Below are 21,163 nucleotides of genomic sequence, written 5' to 3'. Positions count from 1 at the left end.
GTGAACGTACAGGTTGACCTATAATCGCGCCATCGCCCGAACCCCATCCGCCTCCCGATGCCGAACGACACCTCCACCCCGCTGCTGACCGTGAGCGATGCGGCGTCACGGCTCGGCGTCACGCCGCGCACGCTGAAGTATTACGAAGAGCGCGGGCTCGTCACGCCGTCGCGCAGCGAAGGCCGCTACCGCCTGTACGACGAGGCCGACCTCGAGCGCTTCGCACGCATCCTGCGGCTGCGCGCGCTCGGCTTCTCGCTGCACGGCATCACCGAGATGCTGAAGCGCCCGCTGGAAGAAACGGGCGATGGCCGGCGCCGCTATTCGGACGCGTCGCTGCGCGACATCCGGACCGGCCTTGCCGAGCAGGTCGACACACTCGACCGGCGGATCGCGGCCGTCCAGCGCGAACTGAAGGAAGCCGTCGCGCTGCGCAAGGAACTGCAGCACGACATCGACTACGTCGAACGGCGTCTTGCCGGCGAAAACGCCGATGCGCTGATCGCGCAGCGGCAGGCCGAAGCCGGCACGCGGCGTACGCGCAAGGCTCGCGAGTGAGCGCGATGCCCGGTCGCTCGCCACTGTGGAGCCGCGCGAACCTGCGCGCAGACCTGTTCCCATGGGCGCTCGCGCTCGTTACCGGCATCGACTACTTCGACAACGCGATCTTCTCGTTCTTCGCGAGCTACATCGCGGGTGGCATCAACGCATCGCCCGATGAACTCGTGTGGTCGTCGAGCGCCTACGCGGTCACCGCCGTGCTCGGCATCCTGCAGCAGCAAGGGTGGGTCGACCGGCTCGGCCATCGCCGCTACGTCGCCGGCTGCATGCTGATGTTCTCGTTCGGCGCGATCGCGGCCGCGCTCGCCGACACGTCGCTCGAACTCGCGTTCGCGCGCGGCTTTCAGGGCTATTTCATCGGCCCGATGATGGGCGCGTGCCGGATCCTGATCCAGATCAGCTTCAAGCCGCAGGAACGGCCGCCCGCGACACGCGCGTTCCTGATCATGATCCTGCTCGGCAGCGCGCTCGCGCCAATCGTGGGTGGCCTGCTCGTCGCGCATTCGACGTGGCGCGCGCTGTTCGCGTGCTCGGCGCCGGCCGGCATCGCGTTCGCGATCCTCGCGCTGCTCACGCTGCCCGATTCGGGCCGGACACCCGACGACGAACGCGGCTCCGGACACTTCTGGCCGTATGTCGTGTTCGCGCTCGCGCAAGGCGCACTGCAGATCGTGCTGCAGCAGGTGCATTACCAGCTCTATAGCGGCTCGCCGATGCTGATCCTGCTGACGGTCGCAGGGATCGGCGCGCTTGCGTGGTTCGCGTATCACCAGTGGCATCATCCGACGCCGCTCGTGCGCCTGCACGCGTTCCGCGAACGGACGTTCCAGGTCGGGCTGCTGCTCTACATGTTCTATTACTACGAGTCGACGGGCTTCAGTTACCTGACGTCGCGTTTTCTCGAAAGCGGGCTCGGCTATCCGGTCGAGAACGCCGGGCGGCTGGTGGGCACGATGTCGCTGATTTCGGCCACCGCGCTGTTCGCGTACCTGCGTTACGCGAAATTCGTCACTCACAAGAAGTGGTTCGTCGCACCGGGGTTCGCGATCGCCATCACGGCCGCGCTGTGGATGACGCGGATGACGCCGCAGGTCGGCGAAGCCGCGCTGATCGTCCCGCTGCTGCTGCGCGGGTTGCTGCTGCTCTTCATCGTGCTGCCGGTGGCCAACCTGACGTTCCGGATCTTCGCGATCGACGAATATACGCACGGCTACCGGTTGAAGAACATCGTGCGGCAACTGACGATCTCGTTCGCGACGTCGTCGGTGATCATCGTCGAACAGCACCGCGTGGCCGTGCACCAGACGCGGCTCGTCGAGCGCGCAAACGTGTTCGACCCGCTGTTCCAGCAGACCGTCGATGCGTTGACGCGCAGCCATGCCGCCGCCGGCCACGCGCTGAGCGAGGCGCACGGCCTCGCGATCGCGTCGATCGCGCGCATGGTCGCGCAACAGGCGTCGTTCCTCGCGTCGCTCGACGGCTTTTACTTCCTGGCGGGCGTGGCATTCGTCGGCGGCCTTTTTGCGGCATGGCAAAAAGAGATCGATTGAGTTAAAAGACAGGCTTTGGATTTCCGCGAGCCGCCTTCATGCTTTCGAAACTGACCCGCTGGTTCGACGACCGCCGCCGCGACCGCGCGCTGCGCAGCCACCCGATCTCCGATGCGCTGTGGCAGGACACCGTCGAGCGCCTGCCGTTCCTCGCGACGCTGCCGCCCGACGCGCTCGGCCGGCTGCGCGAACTGACGAGCCTGTTCGTCGCGAAGAAATCGTTCTCGACCGCGCACGGGCTCGAGTTGACCGACGCGATGATCGTCTCGATCGCCGCGCAGGCCTGCCTGCCCGTGCTGAATCTCGATCTGTCGCTGTATGACGGCTGGGTCGGCGTCGTCGTGTATCCGGGCGAATTCGTGATCCGCAAGACGGTGCAGGACGAGGACGGGGTCGTGCACGAAGTCGAGCAGGATGCAAGCGGCGAGGCCTGGGAAGGCGGCCCCGTGATCCTGTCCTGGGAAGACGCGCAGATGACGGACGGCCACGACGCGTACAACGTCGTGATCCACGAGTTCGCGCACAAGATCGACATGGTCAACGGCGCGGCCGACGGTTATCCGCCCCTATTTCGCCGCTGGCACGCGCCGTACCTCGATGCGCAGGCCTGGGCCGATGTGTTCGAGCACGCGTACGACCAGTTCTGCGCGCGCGTCGACGCGGTGCCCGACCGTGCGTGGGCGCGCTTCGAGCGGGACTCGCTGATCGATCCCTATGCCGCCGACCACCCGTCGGAATTCTTCGCGGTATGCAGTGAAGCGCTGTTCGTCCGGCCGAAAGCGTTCGAGTCCGAATTTCCGGAGCTGTACCGGCTGCTCGCGCGCTACTACCGGCAGGATCCGGCCGGCACCGGCGTGCTCGACGCACCGTGAAAATTATTCGTCAACCATCTGATTTTCTGGCATAATCGCCGTTTTTCGACCTTAGGCAAGTGGCTCGCGCCGGGCTTGGCGTCCTCCGGTTTGCGCAATGTGCGCGTTCCGGCACGGCAAGCGGCGGGTTGGCTACCGCTCTCACCAAGGAAAGACCATGAAAGAAGGCATCCACCCGAACTACCGCGAAGTCGTCTTCCAAGACATGTCGAACGGCTTCAAGTTCATCACGCGCTCGACGATCCAGACGCGCGAAAACATCGAACTCGACGGCAAGACCTACCCGCTCGCCAAGATCGAAGTGTCGTCGGAATCGCACTCGTTCTACACGGGTCAGCAAAAGATCATGGACACGGCAGGCCGTGTCGAGAAGTTCAAGAACAAGTTCGGCGTTCGCGCCAGCGGCAAGGCGAAGTAAGCTTCGCACTGCATCCGGTGGTTGCATTGCACCGGTACCGCACAAAAGGGCAGCCCAGGCTGCCCTTTTTTGTCTCTGCTCGCCCGGCAGGCGCCAGCCGGCCCGGGCATCGACCTGACGCGCAACAGCGGGCGCGTCTACAATGCCGGATGCTCGAAACCGGCTCGACCGCGCGCATCCGCGCCGGCCACCCGCCCATAACAAATCGCTCATCTGCATGAAGCCTGTCGTCCGTCTCACCGCCTCCGCTACGCGCGCGTTACCGCGCTGGCTGCTGCTCACGCTCTGCTTCGTCTACGCCGCGTTCGGCCTGTTCGGCCGCGACCCGTGGAAGAACGAGGACGCGGCGGGCTTTGGCGTGATGTGGACGATGGCCAAGGGCGGCTGGCACGACTGGCTGCTGCCGAACCTGGTCGGCAAGTTCATCACGACCGACGGGCCGCTCGGCTACTGGCTCGGCGCGCTGTCGATCCGCGGCTTGGGCCCGTGGGTCGACGCAAGCAACGCGTCGCGCGTCGATACCGGCCTGCTGTTCTGCGTCGCGTGCGCATTCGTCTGGTACGCGGCCTACCTGCTCGGTCGGCGCGCCGAAGTCCAGCCGTTCAAATACGCATTCGGCGGCGAGCCCGAGCCGCGCGACTACGGCCGCACGCTCGCCGACGGCGCGCTGCTGGTGCTCGTCGCCTGCTTCGGTCTCGCGGAGCGCGGGCACGAAACGACGCCGCAGCTCGCGCAGTTCGCGTGGATCGCGATGCTCGTCTACGGGATCGTGCGCGGCATCGACAAGCCGATGCAGGGCGCGCTGTGGTGGGGCCTCGCGATGGGCCTCGTCGCGCTGTCCGGCAATCCGGTGCTGGTCGTCGCGCTGCTCGCCGGCACGGCCGTGCTGTGGCTCGTCACGCCCGAGATGCGCAACCTGCGCCTGCCGCTGGTCGGCGTGCCGCTCGCGGCCGCGATCTTCGCGCTGTGGCCGCTGGCCGCGTTCGTCGCGGCGCCCGACGATGCCGCATGGTTCTTCAACCAGTGGATCCACGGCAGCCTGATGCGTTTCTCGGGCCCGCCGACCGCGGTGCTCGGCTATGCGGCGAAGAACCTGCCGCTGTTCACGTGGCCCGCGTGGCCGCTCGCGATCTGGGCATGGTGGAGCTGGGCCGGCATGCGCCGCCGTGCGCACGTCGCGATTCCGCTGTCGGTCGCCGTGCCGCTCGTCGCGCTCGTGATCCTGCAAAGCCAGCAGTCGAACCGCATGTACATGCTGCTGCTGCCGCCGCTCGCGGTGCTCGCGACGTTCGCGCTGCCGACCCTCAAGCGCGGCGCGATCAACGCGATCGACTGGTTCGCGGTGCTGAGCTTCACGATCCTCGGCACCTTCGTGTGGCTCGTGTGGCTCGCCTCGATCACGGGCTTTCCGCATCCGCTCGCGCGCAACCTCGCCCGTCTCGTGCCCGGCTACGAGCCGCACTTCAAGATCCTGTCGTTCATCTGCGCGGTGATCGCCACCGTGTGCTGGTGCTTCCTGGTGCGCTGGCGCATCTCGCGGCAGCCGAAAGTGCTGTGGCGCAGCGTCGTGCTGTCGGGTGCGGGCACCACGCTGATGTGGGTGCTGCTGATGACGCTGTGGCTGCCGATCGTCAACTACGGCCGGACCTATCGCGACGTCGCCCAGCAGATCGCGGTGCACCTGCCGTCCGACTACGAGTGCATCTCGCCGGTGCGGCTCGGTGACGCGCAGATCGCGACCTTCGCGTATTTCGGCAACATGCGCTTCGATTTCTCCGGCGACTGCGACGTGATCCTGCGCCAGGACCGCTCGGACTTCGGCGAGCCGAGTTCGATGTCGCAATACGTGTGGCGTCTCGTGTGGGAAGGCCGCCGCGCCGCCGACCGTGACGAGCGCTTCCGCCTGTACGAGCGCATCGAACGGCCGAAGACGCCCGTCAAGCGGCGTCCGCCGCGCCGCCAGCCGGCCGATTGACGATGTTCGGCGACATCCGCCGGATCGTCGGTCTCGCATGGCCGGTGCTCGTCGGCCAGCTTGCGATCATCGCGTTCGGCGTGATCGACACCGCGATGGTCGGGCGCTACTCGGCCGTCGATCTGGCCGCGCTCGGGCTCGGTTCGTCGATCTACATTTCGATCTATATCGGCCTGACGGGCATCCTGTCGGCGCTGCAGCCGATCACCGGGCAGTTGTACGGCGCGCGCCGCTACGCCGAGATCGGCGAGGAAGTGCGCCAGGCGCTGTGGCTCGCGCTGCTGCTCGCGGTGCCCGGCTTTCTCCTGCTGCATTTTCCCGAACCGCTGCTGCGTGTCGCGCACACGCCCGCCGCGCTGCACGACCGCACCGTCGACTACCTGCGCATCCTGTCGTACGGGCTGCCCGCCAGCCTCGTCTTCCGCATCTACAACGCGCTGACCAACGCGGCCGGCAAGCCGCGCCTCGCGATGATCCTGCAGATCGGCGCGCTGCTGCTCAAGTTTCCGCTCAACGTGTGGTTCATCTTCGGCGGGTTCGGCGTGCCGGCCCTCGGCGGCCCCGGCTGCGGGCTCGCCAGCACGCTGATCAACTGGGCGCTCGCGCTGATCGGCTACACGCTGCTCGCGAAGCTCGACGTGTTCGCGCCGCTCGCGATCTTCTCGCGCTTCTGCTGGCCGGTCTGGGAACGCCAGAAGGCGATCCTGAAACTCGGCGTGCCGATGGGCCTGTCGTACCTGATCGAGGTCACGTCGTACACGTGCATGGCGCTGTTCATCGCGCAGTTCGGCACGACGACGCTCGCCGGCCATCAGATCGCCGGCAACATCGGCGCGGTGCTGTACATGACGCCGCTGTCGATCGGCGTGGCGGCGTCGACGCTGGTCGCGCGCGCGCTCGGCGCCGGACGGCCCGAGGAAGCCCGGCTGCTCGGCCGGCACAGCGTGATCTTCGCGTGCGGCATTGCCGCGACCTACGGCCTGCTCGTGTTCGTGCTGCGCCCGCTGATCATCGGCGGCTATACGCCGAACCCGGCCGTCGCCGCGGCCGCGATGCCGCTCGTCGCGATCGTCGCGTGCTACCACGTCTTCGACGCGCTGCAGGTCACGTCGGCGTTCGTGCTGCGCGCGTACAAGGTCGCGGTCGTGCCGACCGTGATCTATGCGGTCGCGCTGTGGGGCGTCGGGCTCAGCGGCGGCTACGCGCTCGGTTTCGACGTGGGTGGGATCGCGCCCGCGTGGCTGACCGGCGCGCGCGGCTTCTGGTTCGCGAACACGATCAGCCTGATGCTCGCGGGCGCCGGGCTCGTGCTGTACCTGCGCCGCGTCAGTCATGCGCATGCCGCCGCTTCCACGTCCGCCTGACGCACTGCCCGCTACGTCTCCTCCAGCACGTCGGCCGCGTGATACGACGACCGCACGAGCGGGCCGGCGACGACTTCCCTGAAACCGAGCAACAGCGCCTCGTCGCGCCACGCGGCGAACGCGTCCGGGCTCACGTAGCGCCGCACCGGCAGATGGTGCGCGGACGGCGCGAGGTACTGGCCGAGCGTCAGCACGTCGACGTCATGCGCACGCAGGTCGCGCAGCGTGTCGCGCACTTCGTCGTCGCACTCGCCGAGCCCGAGCATCAACCCCGATTTCGTCACCAGCTCAGGCCGTGCCCGCTTCGCCTGCGCGAGCAGTTCGAGCGAGCCGCGATAGTCGGCGCCCGGCCGCGCCGCGCGATACCGCGACGGCACCGTCTCGATGTTGTGGTTGAACACGTCGGGCCAGGCCGTCGACAGCGCATCGAGCGCGCGGGCCACGCGGCCGCGGAAGTCCGGGGTCAGCACTTCGACGCCGATACCCGGCACGCTCGCGCGCACCGCCGCGATGCAGGCGGCGAAATGCGCGGCGCCGCCGTCGCGCAGGTCGTCGCGATCGACCGACGTGATCACGACGTAGCGCAGCCCGAGCGCCGCGGCCGCTGCGGCAAGCCGCGCGGGCTCGTCGGCGTCGAGCGGCTCGGGACGGCCGTGCGCGACGTCGCAGAACGGGCAGCGCCGCGTGCACAGGCCGCCCATGATCATGAAGGTCGCCGTGCGCTGCGCGAAGCATTCGCCGATGTTCGGGCACATCGCCTCCTCGCAGACGGAGTGCAGCCGATGATCGCGCAGCACGGCCGCCATGTCGGCGACCGCCGCGCTCATCATCGGCCGCGCGCGCAGCCACGGCGGCTTCGGCAACGCCGCACCGGCCGCGGGCTCGACACGCACCGGAATGCGCGCGAGCTTGTCACGGCTTCTCGCGCCCGGCTGGCCGAGCGCCGTGAGGCTGGGTCGTTCGAGCGCGGCGGCCATCGTCAGTCTCCGAGAAACGCGACGATCAGGCGGTTCACGTCGGCAGCCGCCTCCATCTGCACCATGTGCCCGCTGCCGGCGATCACCTCGGCACGCACGCCGTCAGGCAAGCCCTGCGCGTGCTGCGCCGGGATCACCTGGTCGCGCTCGCCCCAGATCACGAGCGTGCGCGGCGCAAGCGTCGCGAGCCGGTCGCGGAACACGCGCCGCTGCGCGGCGCCGTCGAACGCGGCATGCGCGATCTTCTCCAGCGCGGCCTGCACGCCTTCGAGCCGCTTGTACTTGACGAGATCCTCGACGAGCTGCCGCGTGACCAGCGCGTTGTCCGCGAACAGCGCGCCAAGGTGCGGCTTCAGCGTGTTGCGGCTGTTGCCGGCGACGAAGCCGTCGATGTAAGAACGGTTGATGTCGGTGCCGAGCCCCGCGCTCGCGATCAGCGTCAGCGACGCGACCCGTTGCGGCGCGCGCTCGGCCGCCGTCATCGCCACCGCACCGCCCATCGAATGGCCGATCAGGTGGGCTTGCTCGATGCCCTTCGCATCGAGCAGCGCGAGCACCGCGTCGGCCAGCTCATCGAGGCTGCCCGTCTCGACCGCCTTGCCCGACTCGCCGTGACCAGGCAGGTCGAGCGCCCACACCGGCCGGTGCGCGGCGAGATCCGCGTGATTGAACAGCCAGTTGTTGAGATCGCCGCCGAAGCCGTGGATCAGCACGGCGGGCATGCCGCTGCCTTCGCCGAGCTTCAGGAAGCGCACCGTCCGGCCGCCGATCTGCGCCTTCTCGGGCTGCGGGCCCGCGGCTTCGTCGGACGCCTCGCTCGGCACGAAATCGCGCTGGAAATCCGCGATTGCCGCATCGATGTCCGCCTCGCTCGCGTCGGCGGCCGCGACGACGCCGAGCAGCGCGCCGACCGGCAGCGTCTCGCCTTCCTGCGCGACCTGCCGGCGCAGCGTACCGTCGAACGCGCATTCGACGCCCGACGAGATCTTGTCGGTCTCGACATCGAGCACTTCGTCGCCCTTCGTCACGCGCTCGCCGATCGCCTTCAGCCAGCCGTTGACCTGCCCCTGCTCCATCGACAGCCCCCACTTGGGCATCGTGATCATGTGAATCGACATCGTGTCAGCTCCTCGTCTTCAGGACCGCCTGCGCAATCGCATCGGCGGACGGGATATACAGGTCTTCCAGCACGCTCGCGAACGGCGCGGGCGTATGCGGCGCGGTCACGAGCTCGATCGGCGCCTTCAGCGCATGGAATGCGCGCTGCGCGACGAGCGCGGCGATATCGGTCGCGATCGAGCAGCGCGGGTTCGCTTCGTCGACGACCACCACGCGCCCGGTGCGCTCCGCGCTTTCGAGGATCGTGTCCTCGTCGAGCGGCGACGTCGTGCGCAGGTCGATCACGTCGACCTGGATCCCGTCCTTCGCGAGTTTCGCGGCTGCGTCCATCGCGAGATGCACCATCCGGCCGTACGTGACGATCGTCGCGTCGTCGCCGTCGCGCATCACGTTCGCTTCTCCGAACGGAATCGCATAGGACTCCTCCGGCACGTCGCCTTCACGGGTATAGAGCAGCTTGTGTTCGAGGAAGATCACGGGATCGTTGTCGCGGATCGCCTGGATCAGCAGCCCCTTCGCGTCGTACGGCGTCGACGGGCACACGACCTTCAGCCCGGGAATGTGCGTGAACAGCGACGTCAGCATCTGCGAGTGCTGCGCGGCTGCGCGAAGGCCTGCGCCGTACATCGCGCGAATCACGACCGGCGTCACGGCCTTGCCGCCGAACATGTAGCGGAACTTGGCGGCCTGGTTGAAGATCTGGTCGAAGCACACGCCCATGAAATCGATGAACATCAGCTCCGCGACGGGCCGCATCCCGCACGCGGCGGCGCCGACCGCCGCGCCGATGTAGCCGCCCTCCGACAGCGGCGTATCGAGCACGCGGCCCGGAAATTTGTGGAACAGCCCCTTCGTCACGCCGAGCACGCCGCCCCACGCGTCGTCCTCGCCCGGCGCACCCGCGCCGCCCGCATTGTCCTCGCCCATCACGATCACGCTGTCGTCGCGCGCCATTTCCTGCGCGAGCGCTTCGTTGATCGCCTGCGAATAAGTGATCTTCCTTGCCATGTCTGTCTCCTGGAATGTTCGGTTCGCCGTGCCGGCTGCGGTATCAGGCCGCGCTCACGGGTATGACACGTAGACGTCGGTCAGCAGGTCGGCTGCATCGGGTACCGGCGCGGCCTTGGCCTGCGCGACCGCATCGTCGATCAGCGCCTTCACCTGGGCATCGACCGCGCGCAGGTCGGCGGTCGTCAGCGCTTCGGCCCGCACGACGCGCGTTTCGAAATGCTTCAGGCAGTCCTTCTCGTCGCGCAGCTTCTGCACTTCGCCGGGTGCGCGGTAGGTTTGCGCGTCGCCTTCGAAGTGGCCGAAATAGCGCGTGAACTTGACCTCGACGAGCGTCGGCCCGCCACCGTTGCGCGCGCGCTCGACGGCCTCGCCGAGCGCTTCGTGCACCGCGAAGAAGTCGAACCCGTCGACGATCACGCCCGGCATCCCGAACCCGTTCGCGCGATCGGCGATGTTGTCGGTCGCGACCGACCAGCTCGACGACGTCGCTTCCGCATAGCCGTTGTTCTCGGCCACGAAGATCGCGGGCAGCCGCCACACCGACGCGAGGTTCATCGATTCGAAGATCACGCCCTGGTTCGATGCGCCGTCGCCGAAGAAGCACACGCCGACGCCGCCGGTCTTCCTGTGCTTGGCCGCGAGCGCGGCGCCGCAGACGAGCGGGCCGCCCGCGCCGACGATCCCGTTCGCGCCGAGCATCCCCATCGACAGGTCGGCGATGTGCATCGACCCGCCCTTGCCGTGGCAGACGCCCGTCTTCTTGCCGTAGATCTCGGCCATCATCCCGTGCACATCGACGCCCTTCGCGATGCAATGCCCGTGGCCGCGATGCGTGGTCGCAACGTAGTCGTCGAGCCCGAGGTGCAGTATCGTGCCGACCGCGGACGCCTCCTCGCCCGCATACAGGTGAACGAAGCCGGGGATCTCGCCGGTCGCGAATTCGACGTGCAGGCGCTCCTCGAATTCGCGGATCGTGCGCATCAGCCGGTAGGCGTCCAGCAGTTTGTCCCTGCTGAGCTGTGTCGAAGCGGTCATGTGTGTCTCCTGAGTAGATCTGACTGCGAATGCCGCCGCGGCCGGGCCGTGGCGACGGTTTGCACGGCCGGCGGCCGTCAGTGGAACGTGAAGCCGCCGTCGACGTTCACGGCCTGGCCCGTCACGTTGTCCATCGTCGCGAAGAACAGCGCGAGCCGGCCCATGTCCTCCGGCGTCTGCGCACGGCCCTGCGGAATCAGCGTCAACTGGTGCCGCTGCCACGATTCCTCGACCGATTCGCCGTCGGTCTTCCATTCGTCGGACAGCCGGTCCCACATGTACGTCCGCACGATGCCGGGGCAGATCGCGTTGACGGTCACGCCGTCGCGCGCGACCTCCTTCGCAAGCGCGTTCGTGAAGCCGACGACCGCGAATTTCGATGCGCTGTAATGCGCGAGATTCGGAAAGCCCTCCTTGCCGGCGATCGACGCGACGTTGATGATCCTGCCGCGGCCCTGCGCCTTCAGCGGTGCGAGCGCCGCGCGGCAGCCGAGGAACGTGCCCTTCGCGTTCACGTCCATCACGAAATCCCAGTCGCGCTCGGTCAGTTCGCCGACCGGATGAATGCTGATCACGCCCGCGCAGTTCACGAGGATGTCGAGCCGGCCGAAGTCGGCGAGCGCCTGCGCAACCATCTTGTCGACCTGCGCGGCCTGCGTGACGTCGACCTTCGCAACCGCCGCCCGGCGGCCGAGCGCGCGAACCTCGCGCGCAGTGGCGTCGAGTGCGTCGTCGAGCAGGTCGGCCAGCAGGATGTCGGCACCCGCGCCGGCAAGTGTCAGGGCAATGCCGCGGCCGATGCCGCGCGCGCCGCCCGTGACGATGGCGACCTGTCCTTCGAGTGAGGCTGTCATGGCAATTTCTCCTTGATGATCGTTATGGATAACGAAATTTCACTCGGTAAAACGGTGTCTCAATAGCGCCACTCGCCGGCATCGCGCAGCAGTTGCCGTGACGACGCGTAGCGCAGCGTGCGGCCGACGTCGACCGTCAACGGCCCGCGCCAGTCGAGCGAGATCTCGTAGCGATCGCCGCGCGCGACCTCGATCTCGCGCTCGCCGTCGAACGCGAGCGTGCCGTGCTCGAACGGAATCGTCTGCCACGCACCCGGCTCGAGCCGCTCGCAACTGCGCATCACGACGCGGTCCACGCGGCCCGGTGCAATCGGCGCGACGAGCGGCGTGCCGGCGGTCGTGCCTTCGGCCGCGAAGCGCATCGCGAGCCCGTGCGGCGCGCTGCGTTCGAGCGGCGCCCACGCGCCGCCGAGCGCGGACAGGCCAATTCCGTCCGGTTCCGCAAACGTCAGGTACAGCGAATCGATGTCGTCGGACCCCGAGATCGCGCGGGCGCCGATGAAGCGCTGCCGCGCGGCGCACACGTCGACGAGCGCGATCTCCTCGCGCCCCGGCTGCGTGCCCGCCATGCAGCGCACGACGAGCCGCTTGTTGCGCGTGAACGCGACTTCGGCCGGCACCGCGCCGGTCGCGGCGAGTCCTGCCGCGACGCTGGCGACCGTGGCTTCACGATGTTCGGGAAAGGCGTTGTTGGTGCCGGTGGACAGCGCGACGAGCGGCGTCGTGCCGCAGTGCGCGGCCACCGCGCGATGGGTGCCGTCGCCGCCGAGCACGACGATCAGCGCGACTTCCATCCGGTGCAGGTACGCGGCGCCGGCCTGGGTATCGGCGACGGTATCGGTGATCGGCAGGTCGACGAATTCGACCTCGGGCCAGCGCTCGTGCGGCGCGACCGCACGGTGCGTGTCGATCGCACGCAGCAGCAGCGTCGCGATGCCCGTCCGGTCGCGCAGCGTCAGCACGCGCTCGACACCCATCGCGCCGAGGCCGGCCAGCAGGCGCACGATCATGTTCGCCTTCTCCGCCGTCGGAAACACGGAGGCATGCGTCGTGAGGCGGCGGATGTCGCGCCCCGATGCGGGGTTCGCGATCACGCCGACGGTTACGGGCATCGTCACGGGTTCGTCTCCATCCAGTTGGCCGGCCGCGGCGCGTGGGCGTGCCGCGGCTCTGCCTGTCTCGTCCACTGCCATCGCCGGGCGGCGGATCGTCGTCGACGCAACCGCGCCGACTTGCCCGTGATCTCTGCAAGCGGCGTGCCACCCTACGTGCGATGAACGTGAAACCCTTGTGAATGCTGACGCGGCTGGGATGCCCGTGATCCGGAATCGCTGCTGGAACGACGGAGCGCACGGCCATTCGGCCCGCTCGTCTCACGGCGCCGATACGACGAAACGGTCACCGCGACGCCGGTGCAAGCGCACCGCCCTGCCCGCCAACCCCGCCATGTCGCGGCGCCGCGCGGGCCGCGTCATGCCGGACGATCTCCGCCCGTCGCACACCAACGCGTCTCAACGACGCGAGACGGCACGCGATACCGTGAGACGAACGTCTCAGGCTCGCCGCGTGCTGCGATGCAATGTGATCCGTCGAACGGGATGTGCTACAAGAACATCGCATCCCCGCCGTACGGAACCGGAGCCGACCATGCCCTACGCCGTCCCCCAGGCCCAGCACGCCGACCGCGTGCTCGGCGCGCTCGCCGGACGCCTGCCCGCGCCGGCCGACTCCACGCGCCTCGTGTCGTCGTGGCAGCGGTCGCTGGAGCGTTACAGTCTCGACCCCGCTTCGTCGATCGGCCCGCGCGTGCTGACCGCGGCCGAGCTCCGCGAAGTACGCGACAAGGAGGAGGCCTTCCTGCGCGCGTCGGGCCAGTGCCTGACGCGGCTGCACGACATGATTCGCGTCGCCGACTACTGCGTGATGCTGACCGACGCGCATGGCGTGACGATCGACTACCGGATCGACCGCGAGCGCCGCAACGACTTCCGCCACGCGGGGCTGCACATCGGCTCGTGCTGGTCGGAAAGCGAGGAAGGCACCTGTGGCGTCGCGAACGTGCTGACCGATCTCGCGCCGATTACCGTGCACAAGACCGATCACTTTCGTGCGGCGTTCACGACGCTCACCTGCAGCGCGGCACCGATCTTCTCGCCGGGCGGCGAGCTGATCGGCGTGCTCGACGCGTCGGCCGTTCATTCGCCCGACGGCCGCGACAGCCAGCGTCTCGTCTATCAGCTCGTGCGGCAGAGCGCGGCGCTGATCGAGGACGGCTACTTCGTGCACAGCACCACGCAGCACTGGATCCTGTTCGGGCATCCGAATCGTCACTACGTCGAAGCGCAACCCGAGTGGCTGATCGCGTTCGACGAATGCGGCAACATCGTCGCCGCGAACCGGCAGGCGCGCGACGCGCTGCCGGCGCTGCGCGAACCGCGCCATATCGACGAGATCTTCGATGCGACCGAAATGCCGCTGCGCGATGCCGCGCGGCTCGATGCGATCGTCGCGCTGCGGCTGCGCGCGACCGGCGCGCCGCTCTATGCGCGGCTGCGTGCGCCGCTACGACGCAGCGGCCGCGAGCCCGGCACGGCCTCGCGCCGCCCGGGAAGCGCGCAACGCCACGTCGGCGCACTGACGCCGTTTCTGCACAGCAGCGACGCGCATATCGCGCAGCAGGCCGAACTGGCACTGCGTGTCGCAAGCAAGCGGCTGCCGATTCTGGTGCTCGGCGAAACCGGTGCGGGGAAGGAAGTATTCGCGCGCGCGATCCACGATGCCGGCGCGCGGCGTACGCGGCCGTTCGTCGCGGTCAACTGCGGCGCGCTGCCGGAAGCGCTGATCGAGAGCGAACTGTTCGGCTATGCGGCCGGCGCGTTCACCGGCGCACGCAAGCATGGCGCACGCGGCAAGATCGCGCTCGCCGATGGCGGCACGTTGTTCCTCGACGAAATCGGCGACATGCCGCTCGCGCTGCAGACGCGCCTGTTGCGCGTGCTCGCCGATGGCGAAGTCGTGCCGCTCGGCAGCGATACGCCCGTACGCGTCGATCTCGACGTGATCTGCGCGACGCACCGCGATCTCGCACGCATGGTGGCCGACGGCACGTTCCGCGAGGACCTGTACTACCGGCTGAGCGGCGCGACGTTCGAACTGCCGCCGCTGCGCGAGCGTGCCGACGTGCGCGACGTGATCGCCGCCGTATTCGCCGAGGAAGCGCAGGCCACCGGCCACGTGCTGACGCTCGATGCGACGCTCGCCGAACAACTCGCCGCGTATCCGTGGCCCGGCAACGTGCGGCAATTGCGCAACGTGTTGCGCTATGCGTGCGCGGTGTGCGACGCCGCGCGCGTGACACGACATGACCTGCCGGCCGAGATCGCCACGCAACTCGGCGGCGTCGTGTCCGGCGCGCTGCCCGACGACGAACGCGGCCGCATCGTCGCGGCGCTCACCGCGCATCGCTGGCGGCCCGACGCGGCCGCGCAGGCGCTCGGCATCTCGCGCGCGACGCTGTACCGGCGCATCGCGAAACACCGGATCGTCGCGCCGCACCGCGCGTGACGCGCCGGCGCGCGCTGCGTCATGCGGGCTGCCCGGCCGCTTCGTTCGTGTCCGCCACGTTGCCGGCCGCTTCATCGCGCCGCGTGAACACTTCGTGCGCGGCGAACAGCGCGTTGAGCGCGGCCGGCATCCCCGCGTACACCGCCATCTGCATGAACACCTCGACGATCTCGTCGCGCGTGCAGCCGACGTTCAGCGCGGCCTCGATATGCACCTTCAGCTGCGGTTGCGCATTGCCGAGCGCGGCCAGCGCGGCGATCGTCGCGATCTCGCGCGCTTTCAGGTCGAGCTGCGGCCGGCTGTAGATGTCGCCGAAGCTGAATTCGACCAGGAGCCGCCCGAAGTCCGGCGCGATCGGCGCGAGCGCCGCGATCACGCGCTCGCCCACTTCGCCGTCGATTTCCTTCAGTTTGTTCCAGCCGCGCGTGTAGCGGTCTTCAACGAGTCGTTCCATTGTGTCCGTCCTGTTCCGAGAAAGAGTGAGAAGGTCTTGCCCGTCGCGCCATATCCCGCTCCTGTGCCTCATAGTTCACGATCTTGTCGCTGATCACATCGAGGCTCGCCTGCAGCTCCGCGATATGCGCGCGCACTGCCTCGTGATGTGCGACGAGCAGGCTGCGCCGCGCCCCGAAGGTCGACTCGCCTTGCGCGCGCAGCGCCGCAAACGCCTGCATCTGCGCGATCGGCATGCCGGTCGCCTTCAGGCGCATCACGAAGGCCAGCCAGTCAAGGTCGGCCGGCGCATAGAGCCGGTGCCCGGCCGCCGTGCGCGAAATCGCGCGCAGCAGGCCGGCCTGCTCGTAGTACCGCAGCGTATGCGTCGACAGGCCGGTCATTTCAGCGACCTGGCCGATCGTCAGCGGACCGGTAGAGGCAGAGGAAGGTTGGGATACGGTTTTCGACATGGCAGGAACAAGGTTAGGACTTAGAGTTCACTCTAAGTCAAGCCCTGTCGAACAGCCAGTGCAACGACTATCGGCGACACCCCGACGACACCGTAAAGAATCGTCAAAACCGCCGCCCGGCGCAGGTTTCGGTCTTTACAGCGTCGCAAGCCTTCAGCAAGATTCGGTCAGCCTGTCTTAAAAAGGGCACGCATTTGTCCTATGCTTAACGGCGACGCCCGGCCGGGCGTCACGCCGCCGTCCGTTGCAACAGCCATTCATCCGTCAGAACCAGGGAGCCTTTGCCATGCTGAAAAAGCTGCTGATGCTGTTCGTCGCGCTATCGCTGTCGCTCGCCGCAGGCCTTGCCGCGGCCGTCGAAGTCAACACGGCTGACCAGGCCGCGCTCGAGTCCGTGAAGGGTCTCGGACCCGTGAAGTCGAAGGCGATCATCGACGAACGCACCAAGAACGGCCCGTTCAAGGACGCGGACGATCTCGCGAATCGCGTCAAGGGCCTCGGCACGAAGTCGGTCGGGCATCTCGAGGAAAACGGCCTGACGATCGGCGGCGCATCGACGCCGCCGAAGGGCGTGAAACTGTCGAAGCCGGCCGCGACGACATCGGCCACCACGTCGGCCACGACGTCGGCAGGCACGGCGTCGCCGTCCACGACGTCGGCCGGCACGACGGCCACCGCGCCGGCACCGGCGGCAAGCGCGCCGGATACGGCGAAGCCGGCCAAGGCCAAGCGCATGACGAAGAAGGAAAAGGCGGCCGCCGCAGCGGCGGCATCCGCCGATGCGGGTGCGAGCGCACCGGCCGCAGCGTCGTCGGCAAAAGCGACGAAGGGTTCGAAGAAGAAAGGCAAGAAGGACAAGGCAGCCTCCGCCGCCGCGGCGTCGGGCGCCTGATGTGCGCCGCGCGCGCGACGGCGTGCGCGCGGCATTCGTTCAACGGGCGCCCACGGCGTGGCGCCCTTATCGGTAAAGGTGAAGAACCATGGGTCTCCTCGACATCGTTGGCGGTCTGCTCGGCGGCCAGGCCGGCGGCAACTCGCAAAGCGCGCTGATCACGACCGCGCTCGAATTCATCAACAACCAGCCGGGCGGCCTGAACGGCCTGATCGAGAAGTTCAAGGCCGGCGGCGCCGGCGACATCATCGGTTCGTGGGTCGGCACCGGCCAGAACCAGCCGATCTCGCCGGACACGCTGCAGAACGTGCTCGGCTCGGACGCGATCGGTGCGCTCGCGAGCAAGTTCGGTGTCGATCCGTCGATGGCGTCGACGGTGCTCGCGCAGGTGCTGCCGCACGTCGTCAACCACGCGACGCCGGACGGTGCGGTGCCGGCCGACGGCCAGGCACAGGTCGACCCGTCGAACGTGCTCGGCTCGCTGTCGCAGATCGCCGGCTTGTTCGGCGGCAACAAGCAGGGCTGACGCGCTGCGTCGTGGCGACGCGCCATAAGCAAACACCCCGCCGAGGCGGGGTGTTTGTTTTTGTGCGCCCGGCGCGAACCGGGCGGCGGCCGGAGGCCTGCGATCAGTGAACGACGCGGTCGAACATGAACTTGCCGTCCTGGACGTCGACCGGAATCACGTCCTTCGGACCGAAGCGGCCCGCGAGGATCAGCTTCGCGACCGGGTTCTCGATCTCCTGCTGGATCGCGCGCTTCAGCGGACGCGCACCGAACAGCGGATCGTAGCCGACCTTGCCGATCTGTTCGAGCGCCGCTTCCGACACGTCGAGCGCCATGTCGAGCTTCGCGAGCCGGTCGTGCAGGCGGGCGAGCTGGATCTTCGCGATCGACTCGATGTTGCTGCGGTCGAGCGCATGGAACACGACGACGTCGTCGATCCGGTTCAGGAATTCGGGGCGGAAATGCTGCTTCACCTCGAGCCACACGGCGTCCTTGATCTCTTCCTGCGGCGCACCCGTCATCGCCTGGATCACCTGCGAGCCGAGGTTCGACGTCATCACGATCACGGTGTTCTTGAAGTCGACCGTGCGCCCCTGCCCGTCCGTCATGCGGCCGTCGTCGAGCACCTGCAGCAGCACGTTGAACACGTCCGGATGCGCCTTCTCGATCTCGTCGAGCAGGATCACGCTGTACGGCTTGCGGCGCACGGCTTCCGTCAGGTAGCCGCCTTCCTCGTAGCCGACATAGCCCGGCGGCGCGCCGATCAGCCGCGCGACGCTGTGCTTCTCCATGAACTCGCTCATGTCGATGCGGATCAGATGCTCTTCCGAATCGAACAGGAACGACGCCAGCGCCTTGCACAGCTCGGTCTTGCCGACACCCGTCGGGCCGAGGAACAGGAACGAGCCGTACGGACGGTTCGGATCGGCGAGACCGGCGCGCGAACGGCGGATCGCGTCGGCCACCGCGCTGATCGCCTCGTGCTGGCCGACCACGCGCTCGTGCAGCTTTTCCTCGATGTGCAGCAGCTTCTCGCGTTCGCCCTGCATCATCCGCGACACCGGAATCCCGGTTGAACGCGACACGACTTCCGCGATTTCCTCGGCACCGACCTGCGTGCGCAACAGGCGCGGCCGCGTCGGGTTGTGCTGCTCCTGCTCTTCGGCCTGCGTGACCTGCTTCAGCTGCGCCTCGAGCTGCGGCAGCTTGCCGTACTGCAGCTCGGCAACCTTCTCCAGCTTGCCGTCGCGCTGCAGCCGCGCGATGTCCGCCCGCACCTTCTCGATCTCTTCCTTCAGCTGCGCGCTGCCCTGCACCGCGGCCTTCTCGGCGGTCCAGATTTCCTCGAGGTCCGCATATTCGCGGCCGAGACGCTCGATCTCTTCCTCGATCAGCTGCAGGCGCTTCTGCGACGCTTCGTCCTGCTCCTTCTTCACGGCTTCGCGCTCGATCTTCAGCTGGATCAGGCGACGATCGAGCTTGTCCATCTCTTCGGGCTTCGAATCGATTTCCATCTTGATCTTCGAAGCGGCTTCGTCGATCAGGTCGATGGCCTTGTCCGGCAGGAAGCGGTCGGTGATGTAGCGATGCGACAGCTCGGCCGCGGCGACGATCGCCGGGTCGGTGATGTCCACACCGTGGTGCAATTCGTACTTCTCCTGCAACCCGCGCAGGATCGCGATCGTCGCCTCGACGCTCGGCTCGTCGACGAGCACCTTCTGGAAGCGGCGCTCGAGCGCGGCATCCTTCTCGATGTACTTGCGGTATTCGTCGAGCGTGGTCGCGCCGATGCAGTGCAGCTCGCCGCGCGACAGCGCCGGCTTCAGCATGTTGCCCGCATCCATCGCGCCTTCGGCCTTGCCCGCGCCGACCATCGTGTGGATTTCGTCGATGAAGACGATCGTCTGGCCTTCGTCCTTCGCGATGTCGTTGAGCACCGCCTTCAGGCGCTCCTCGAATTCGCCGCGATACTTCGCGCCGGCGAGCAGTGCGGCCATGTCGAGCGACAGCACGCGCTTGCCCTTCAGCGTCTCGGGCACTTCGCCGTTGACGATCCGCTGCGCGAGCCCTTCGACGATCGCCGTCTTGCCGACGCCCGGCTCGCCGATCAGCACCGGGTTGTTCTTGGTGCGGCGCTGCAGGATCTGGATCGAACGGCGGATTTCGTCGTCGCGGCCGATCACCGGATCGAGCTTGCCCGCACGGGCGCGCTCGGTCAGGTCGACCGTGTACTTCTTCAGCGCCTCGCGCTGGCTTTCCGCGTCCTGGCTGTGCACCTGCGAGCCGCCGCGCACGGCGGCGATCGCGGCTTCGAGCGCCTTGCGCGTGAGGCCGTGCTGGCGGGCGAGCTTGCCGGCGTCGCCCTTGTCGTCGGACACGGCGAGCAGGAACATCTCGCTCGCGATGAACGTGTCGTTGAGCTTCTGCGCTTCCTTGTCGGCCTGGTTCAGCAGCCCGGCCAGTTCACGGCCGATCTGGATGTCGCCGCCCGTGCCCGTCACTTGCGGCAGGCGCGAAATGGCCTCGTTCAGCGCGCCCTGCAGCGCCTGAATGTGAACGCCCGCGCGCGACATCAGCGAGCGGGCGGAACCGTCCTGCTGCGCGACCAGCGCCGCGAGAACGTGAACGGGTTCGATGTATTGATTGTCGCGGCCTGCCGCGAGGCTTTGCGCGTCCGCGAGTGCTTCCTGGAACTTGGTGGTGAGCTTGTCGATTCTCATTTAGTCGAGACCTCCAATTTTCGATTACCACCAAGATGAGGATGGTTATGCGGCTTTCAAGCGAAATTCGGGTTGATTCAGCGCAAAAATCGATGAATATCCTTGAAGCGGCCCCGGGACGGGCCGCGGCCGGATCGAGACGCGCGGCGAGCGCGTATCAGCGCGCCGTCGACGGCGGCTCGACGGACGCCGGTGCGTCTTCCGGCACAGGCTCGGCGTGCAGGCGCACGACCGGGCGGATGCCGAGCAACGCGGCGAGCGGCGAAGCGGGCTCGATCAGTTCGCCGAGTGTGTGACGGTCGAGTTCGGCGAAAAACGCATCGCGCGCGGCCGCCAGCACGCCCTTCAACCGGCAATGCGGCTCGATCACGCAGCCGCGCGATTCGCCCTCGGCCGAGAAGCAGCCGACCAGCGCGAAATCGCTCTCGGTCGCACGCACGACCTGACCAACGGTCAGTTGCAACGATTTGGGGAACAGCCGCAGCCCGCCATTGCGACCGCGGACGGTGTCGACCCACCCCAGCTCGCCGAGCTGCTGCACGACTTTCATCAGATGGTTCTTCGAGATGCCGTAGGCGTCCGAGATCTCCTGGATCGTAGCGAGCCCCTCGCCGCGCACGGCAAGGTACAGCATCACGCGCAGCGAATAGTCGGTGTAGTCGGTGAGTCTCATGGGCGAATACGGAAAAAATCGATCGTTCCCCGATGACGTGAGCCGAGTCGACCGGGATGCGCACGAGGCCGGTTGGCGGCCCTGCTCTGCGGCCCCGGGTTGCCGGGATGGCGCGCGCGCAATAAGATGCGTGACACTTACACGTTTTTCAGGGGTGTTGGACGCT

The 21,163-nt window shown here is 67.8% G+C and carries 19 protein-coding genes; 9 read left to right on the top strand and 10 right to left on the bottom strand.

The features are described from left to right. The first annotated feature begins 57 nt into the window (after nucleotides 1-57). From G3N96_RS10335 to G3N96_RS10310, 6 genes are all read left to right on the top strand, one after another. The gene (locus tag G3N96_RS10335; protein WP_089425565.1) at nucleotides 58-558 is read left to right on the top strand and encodes a MerR family transcriptional regulator; all 501 of its coding nucleotides are present in this window, start codon (nucleotides 58-60) and stop codon (nucleotides 556-558) included. After that, nucleotides 555-2,111: an MFS transporter gene (locus tag G3N96_RS10330; protein WP_206137130.1), complete on the top strand. Its 1,557-nt coding sequence runs from the start codon at nucleotides 555-557 to the stop codon at nucleotides 2,109-2,111. Before G3N96_RS10335 ends, G3N96_RS10330 begins: the two co-directional genes overlap by 4 nt. Before the next feature lie 38 nt (nucleotides 2,112-2,149). Beyond that, nucleotides 2,150-2,983: a M90 family metallopeptidase gene (locus G3N96_RS10325; RefSeq protein WP_206137129.1), complete on the top strand. Its 834-nt coding sequence runs from the start codon at nucleotides 2,150-2,152 to the stop codon at nucleotides 2,981-2,983. A 157-nt stretch (nucleotides 2,984-3,140) separates the two neighbouring features. Beyond that, nucleotides 3,141-3,401 carry a type B 50S ribosomal protein L31 gene (locus G3N96_RS10320; protein ID WP_006753671.1) on the top strand — a complete coding sequence of 87 codons (261 nt, stop codon included), beginning with the start codon at nucleotides 3,141-3,143 and terminating at the stop codon, nucleotides 3,399-3,401. Between the two features lie 142 nt (nucleotides 3,402-3,543). Beyond that, a complete protein-coding gene (locus G3N96_RS10315) occupies nucleotides 3,544-5,376 on the top strand; it encodes a glycosyltransferase family 39 protein (protein WP_206137128.1) in 1,833 nt (610 codons plus the stop codon). A gap of 2 nt (nucleotides 5,377-5,378) precedes the next feature. Beyond that, the gene (locus G3N96_RS10310; RefSeq protein ID WP_206137127.1) at nucleotides 5,379-6,740 is read left to right on the top strand and encodes an MATE family efflux transporter; all 1,362 of its coding nucleotides are present in this window, start codon (nucleotides 5,379-5,381) and stop codon (nucleotides 6,738-6,740) included. A gap of 11 nt (nucleotides 6,741-6,751) precedes the next feature. Here the strand turns inward: G3N96_RS10310 and lipA are convergent, their stop codons facing one another. The 6 genes from lipA to G3N96_RS10280 form a co-directional block, all read right to left on the bottom strand. Next, the gene (gene lipA, locus G3N96_RS10305; RefSeq protein WP_206137126.1) at nucleotides 6,752-7,717 is read right to left on the bottom strand and encodes a lipoyl synthase; all 966 of its coding nucleotides are present in this window, start codon (nucleotides 7,715-7,717) and stop codon (nucleotides 6,752-6,754) included. A 2-nt stretch (nucleotides 7,718-7,719) separates the two neighbouring features. Next, complete coding sequence (locus G3N96_RS10300) at nucleotides 7,720-8,835, bottom strand: acetoin dehydrogenase dihydrolipoyllysine-residue acetyltransferase subunit (protein WP_206137125.1); 1,116 nt, start codon at nucleotides 8,833-8,835, stop codon at nucleotides 7,720-7,722. A gap of 4 nt (nucleotides 8,836-8,839) precedes the next feature. After that, nucleotides 8,840-9,844 (bottom strand): alpha-ketoacid dehydrogenase subunit beta, encoded by a 1,005-nt coding sequence (locus G3N96_RS10295; protein ID WP_089440244.1) that lies wholly within the window; start codon nucleotides 9,842-9,844, stop codon nucleotides 8,840-8,842. Nucleotides 9,845-9,898: 54 nt separating this feature from the next. After that, the gene (locus tag G3N96_RS10290; RefSeq protein WP_089440245.1) at nucleotides 9,899-10,882 is read right to left on the bottom strand and encodes a thiamine pyrophosphate-dependent dehydrogenase E1 component subunit alpha; all 984 of its coding nucleotides are present in this window, start codon (nucleotides 10,880-10,882) and stop codon (nucleotides 9,899-9,901) included. A gap of 77 nt (nucleotides 10,883-10,959) precedes the next feature. Beyond that, entirely contained in the window at nucleotides 10,960-11,736 is a 777-nt protein-coding gene (locus G3N96_RS10285) for an SDR family NAD(P)-dependent oxidoreductase (protein ID WP_206137124.1), read from the bottom strand. Nucleotides 11,737-11,795: 59 nt separating this feature from the next. Next, nucleotides 11,796-12,854: an NAD(+)/NADH kinase gene (locus tag G3N96_RS10280; RefSeq protein ID WP_206137123.1), complete on the bottom strand. Its 1,059-nt coding sequence runs from the start codon at nucleotides 12,852-12,854 to the stop codon at nucleotides 11,796-11,798. 529 nt (nucleotides 12,855-13,383) lie between these two features. Between G3N96_RS10280 and G3N96_RS10275 the strand changes: the two genes are divergently transcribed. Continuing rightward, the gene (locus tag G3N96_RS10275) at nucleotides 13,384-15,300 is read left to right on the top strand and encodes a sigma-54-dependent Fis family transcriptional regulator (RefSeq protein ID WP_206137122.1); all 1,917 of its coding nucleotides are present in this window, start codon (nucleotides 13,384-13,386) and stop codon (nucleotides 15,298-15,300) included. Nucleotides 15,301-15,319: 19 nt separating this feature from the next. On the opposite strand, the gene G3N96_RS10270 is transcribed toward G3N96_RS10275, so the two are convergent. Both G3N96_RS10270 and G3N96_RS10265 read right to left on the bottom strand, forming a co-directional pair. Further along, on the bottom strand, nucleotides 15,320-15,754 hold the full coding sequence (locus tag G3N96_RS10270) for a carboxymuconolactone decarboxylase family protein (RefSeq protein ID WP_206137121.1): 435 nt from the start codon (nucleotides 15,752-15,754) through the stop codon (nucleotides 15,320-15,322). Then, the gene (locus tag G3N96_RS10265; protein WP_206137120.1) at nucleotides 15,738-16,205 is read right to left on the bottom strand and encodes a MerR family transcriptional regulator; all 468 of its coding nucleotides are present in this window, start codon (nucleotides 16,203-16,205) and stop codon (nucleotides 15,738-15,740) included. Before G3N96_RS10265 ends, G3N96_RS10270 begins: the two co-directional genes overlap by 17 nt. Before the next feature lie 286 nt (nucleotides 16,206-16,491). On the opposite strand from G3N96_RS10265, the gene G3N96_RS10260 reads away from it, so the two are divergent. Both G3N96_RS10260 and G3N96_RS10255 read left to right on the top strand, forming a co-directional pair. Continuing rightward, complete coding sequence (locus G3N96_RS10260; protein WP_206137119.1) at nucleotides 16,492-17,097, top strand: helix-hairpin-helix domain-containing protein; 606 nt, start codon at nucleotides 16,492-16,494, stop codon at nucleotides 17,095-17,097. An 88-nt stretch (nucleotides 17,098-17,185) separates the two neighbouring features. Further along, nucleotides 17,186-17,623, top strand: a complete 438-nt coding sequence (locus G3N96_RS10255) for a YidB family protein (protein ID WP_206137118.1) — start codon at nucleotides 17,186-17,188, stop codon at nucleotides 17,621-17,623. Between the two features lie 103 nt (nucleotides 17,624-17,726). On the opposite strand, the gene clpB is transcribed toward G3N96_RS10255, so the two are convergent. Then, nucleotides 17,727-20,324, bottom strand: coding sequence for an ATP-dependent chaperone ClpB (gene clpB, locus G3N96_RS10250; RefSeq protein ID WP_124583646.1), 2,598 nt, complete (start codon nucleotides 20,322-20,324; stop codon nucleotides 17,727-17,729). A 157-nt stretch (nucleotides 20,325-20,481) separates the two neighbouring features. Next, complete coding sequence (locus G3N96_RS10245; RefSeq protein ID WP_206137117.1) at nucleotides 20,482-20,997, bottom strand: Rrf2 family transcriptional regulator; 516 nt, start codon at nucleotides 20,995-20,997, stop codon at nucleotides 20,482-20,484. Nucleotides 20,998-21,163: the final 166 nt, after the last annotated feature.

It is taken from the genome of Burkholderia sp. Se-20373, assembly GCF_017104705.1.
GTDB lineage: Bacteria > Pseudomonadota > Gammaproteobacteria > Burkholderiales > Burkholderiaceae > Burkholderia.
This window is presented reverse-complemented; position numbering and strand designations above follow the sequence as displayed.

Bases quoted from the DNA above. Each gene is read 5' to 3' on its own strand.
- G3N96_RS10335 (WP_089425565.1), top strand. From the start codon at position 58: ATGCCGAACGACACCTCCACCCCGCTGCTGACCGTGAGCGATGCGGCG.
- G3N96_RS10325 (WP_206137129.1), top strand. From the start codon at position 2,150: ATGCTTTCGAAACTGACCCGCTGGTTCGACGACCGCCGCCGCGACCGC.
- G3N96_RS10320 (WP_006753671.1), top strand. From the start codon at position 3,141: ATGAAAGAAGGCATCCACCCGAACTACCGCGAAGTCGTCTTCCAAGAC.
- G3N96_RS10315 (WP_206137128.1), top strand. From the start codon at position 3,544: ATGCCGGATGCTCGAAACCGGCTCGACCGCGCGCATCCGCGCCGGCCA.
- G3N96_RS10310 (WP_206137127.1), top strand. From the start codon at position 5,379: ATGTTCGGCGACATCCGCCGGATCGTCGGTCTCGCATGGCCGGTGCTC.
- lipA (WP_206137126.1), bottom strand. From the start codon at position 7,717: ATGGCCGCCGCGCTCGAACGACCCAGCCTCACGGCGCTCGGCCAGCCG.
- G3N96_RS10300 (WP_206137125.1), bottom strand. From the start codon at position 8,835: ATGTCGATTCACATGATCACGATGCCCAAGTGGGGGCTGTCGATGGAG.
- G3N96_RS10295 (WP_089440244.1), bottom strand. From the start codon at position 9,844: ATGGCAAGGAAGATCACTTATTCGCAGGCGATCAACGAAGCGCTCGCG.
- G3N96_RS10290 (WP_089440245.1), bottom strand. From the start codon at position 10,882: ATGACCGCTTCGACACAGCTCAGCAGGGACAAACTGCTGGACGCCTAC.
- G3N96_RS10285 (WP_206137124.1), bottom strand. From the start codon at position 11,736: ATGACAGCCTCACTCGAAGGACAGGTCGCCATCGTCACGGGCGGCGCG.
- G3N96_RS10275 (WP_206137122.1), top strand. From the start codon at position 13,384: ATGCCCTACGCCGTCCCCCAGGCCCAGCACGCCGACCGCGTGCTCGGC.
- G3N96_RS10270 (WP_206137121.1), bottom strand. From the start codon at position 15,754: ATGGAACGACTCGTTGAAGACCGCTACACGCGCGGCTGGAACAAACTG.
- G3N96_RS10265 (WP_206137120.1), bottom strand. From the start codon at position 16,205: ATGTCGAAAACCGTATCCCAACCTTCCTCTGCCTCTACCGGTCCGCTG.
- G3N96_RS10260 (WP_206137119.1), top strand. From the start codon at position 16,492: ATGCTGAAAAAGCTGCTGATGCTGTTCGTCGCGCTATCGCTGTCGCTC.
- G3N96_RS10255 (WP_206137118.1), top strand. From the start codon at position 17,186: ATGGGTCTCCTCGACATCGTTGGCGGTCTGCTCGGCGGCCAGGCCGGC.
- clpB (WP_124583646.1), bottom strand. From the start codon at position 20,324: ATGAGAATCGACAAGCTCACCACCAAGTTCCAGGAAGCACTCGCGGAC.
- G3N96_RS10245 (WP_206137117.1), bottom strand. From the start codon at position 20,997: ATGAGACTCACCGACTACACCGACTATTCGCTGCGCGTGATGCTGTAC.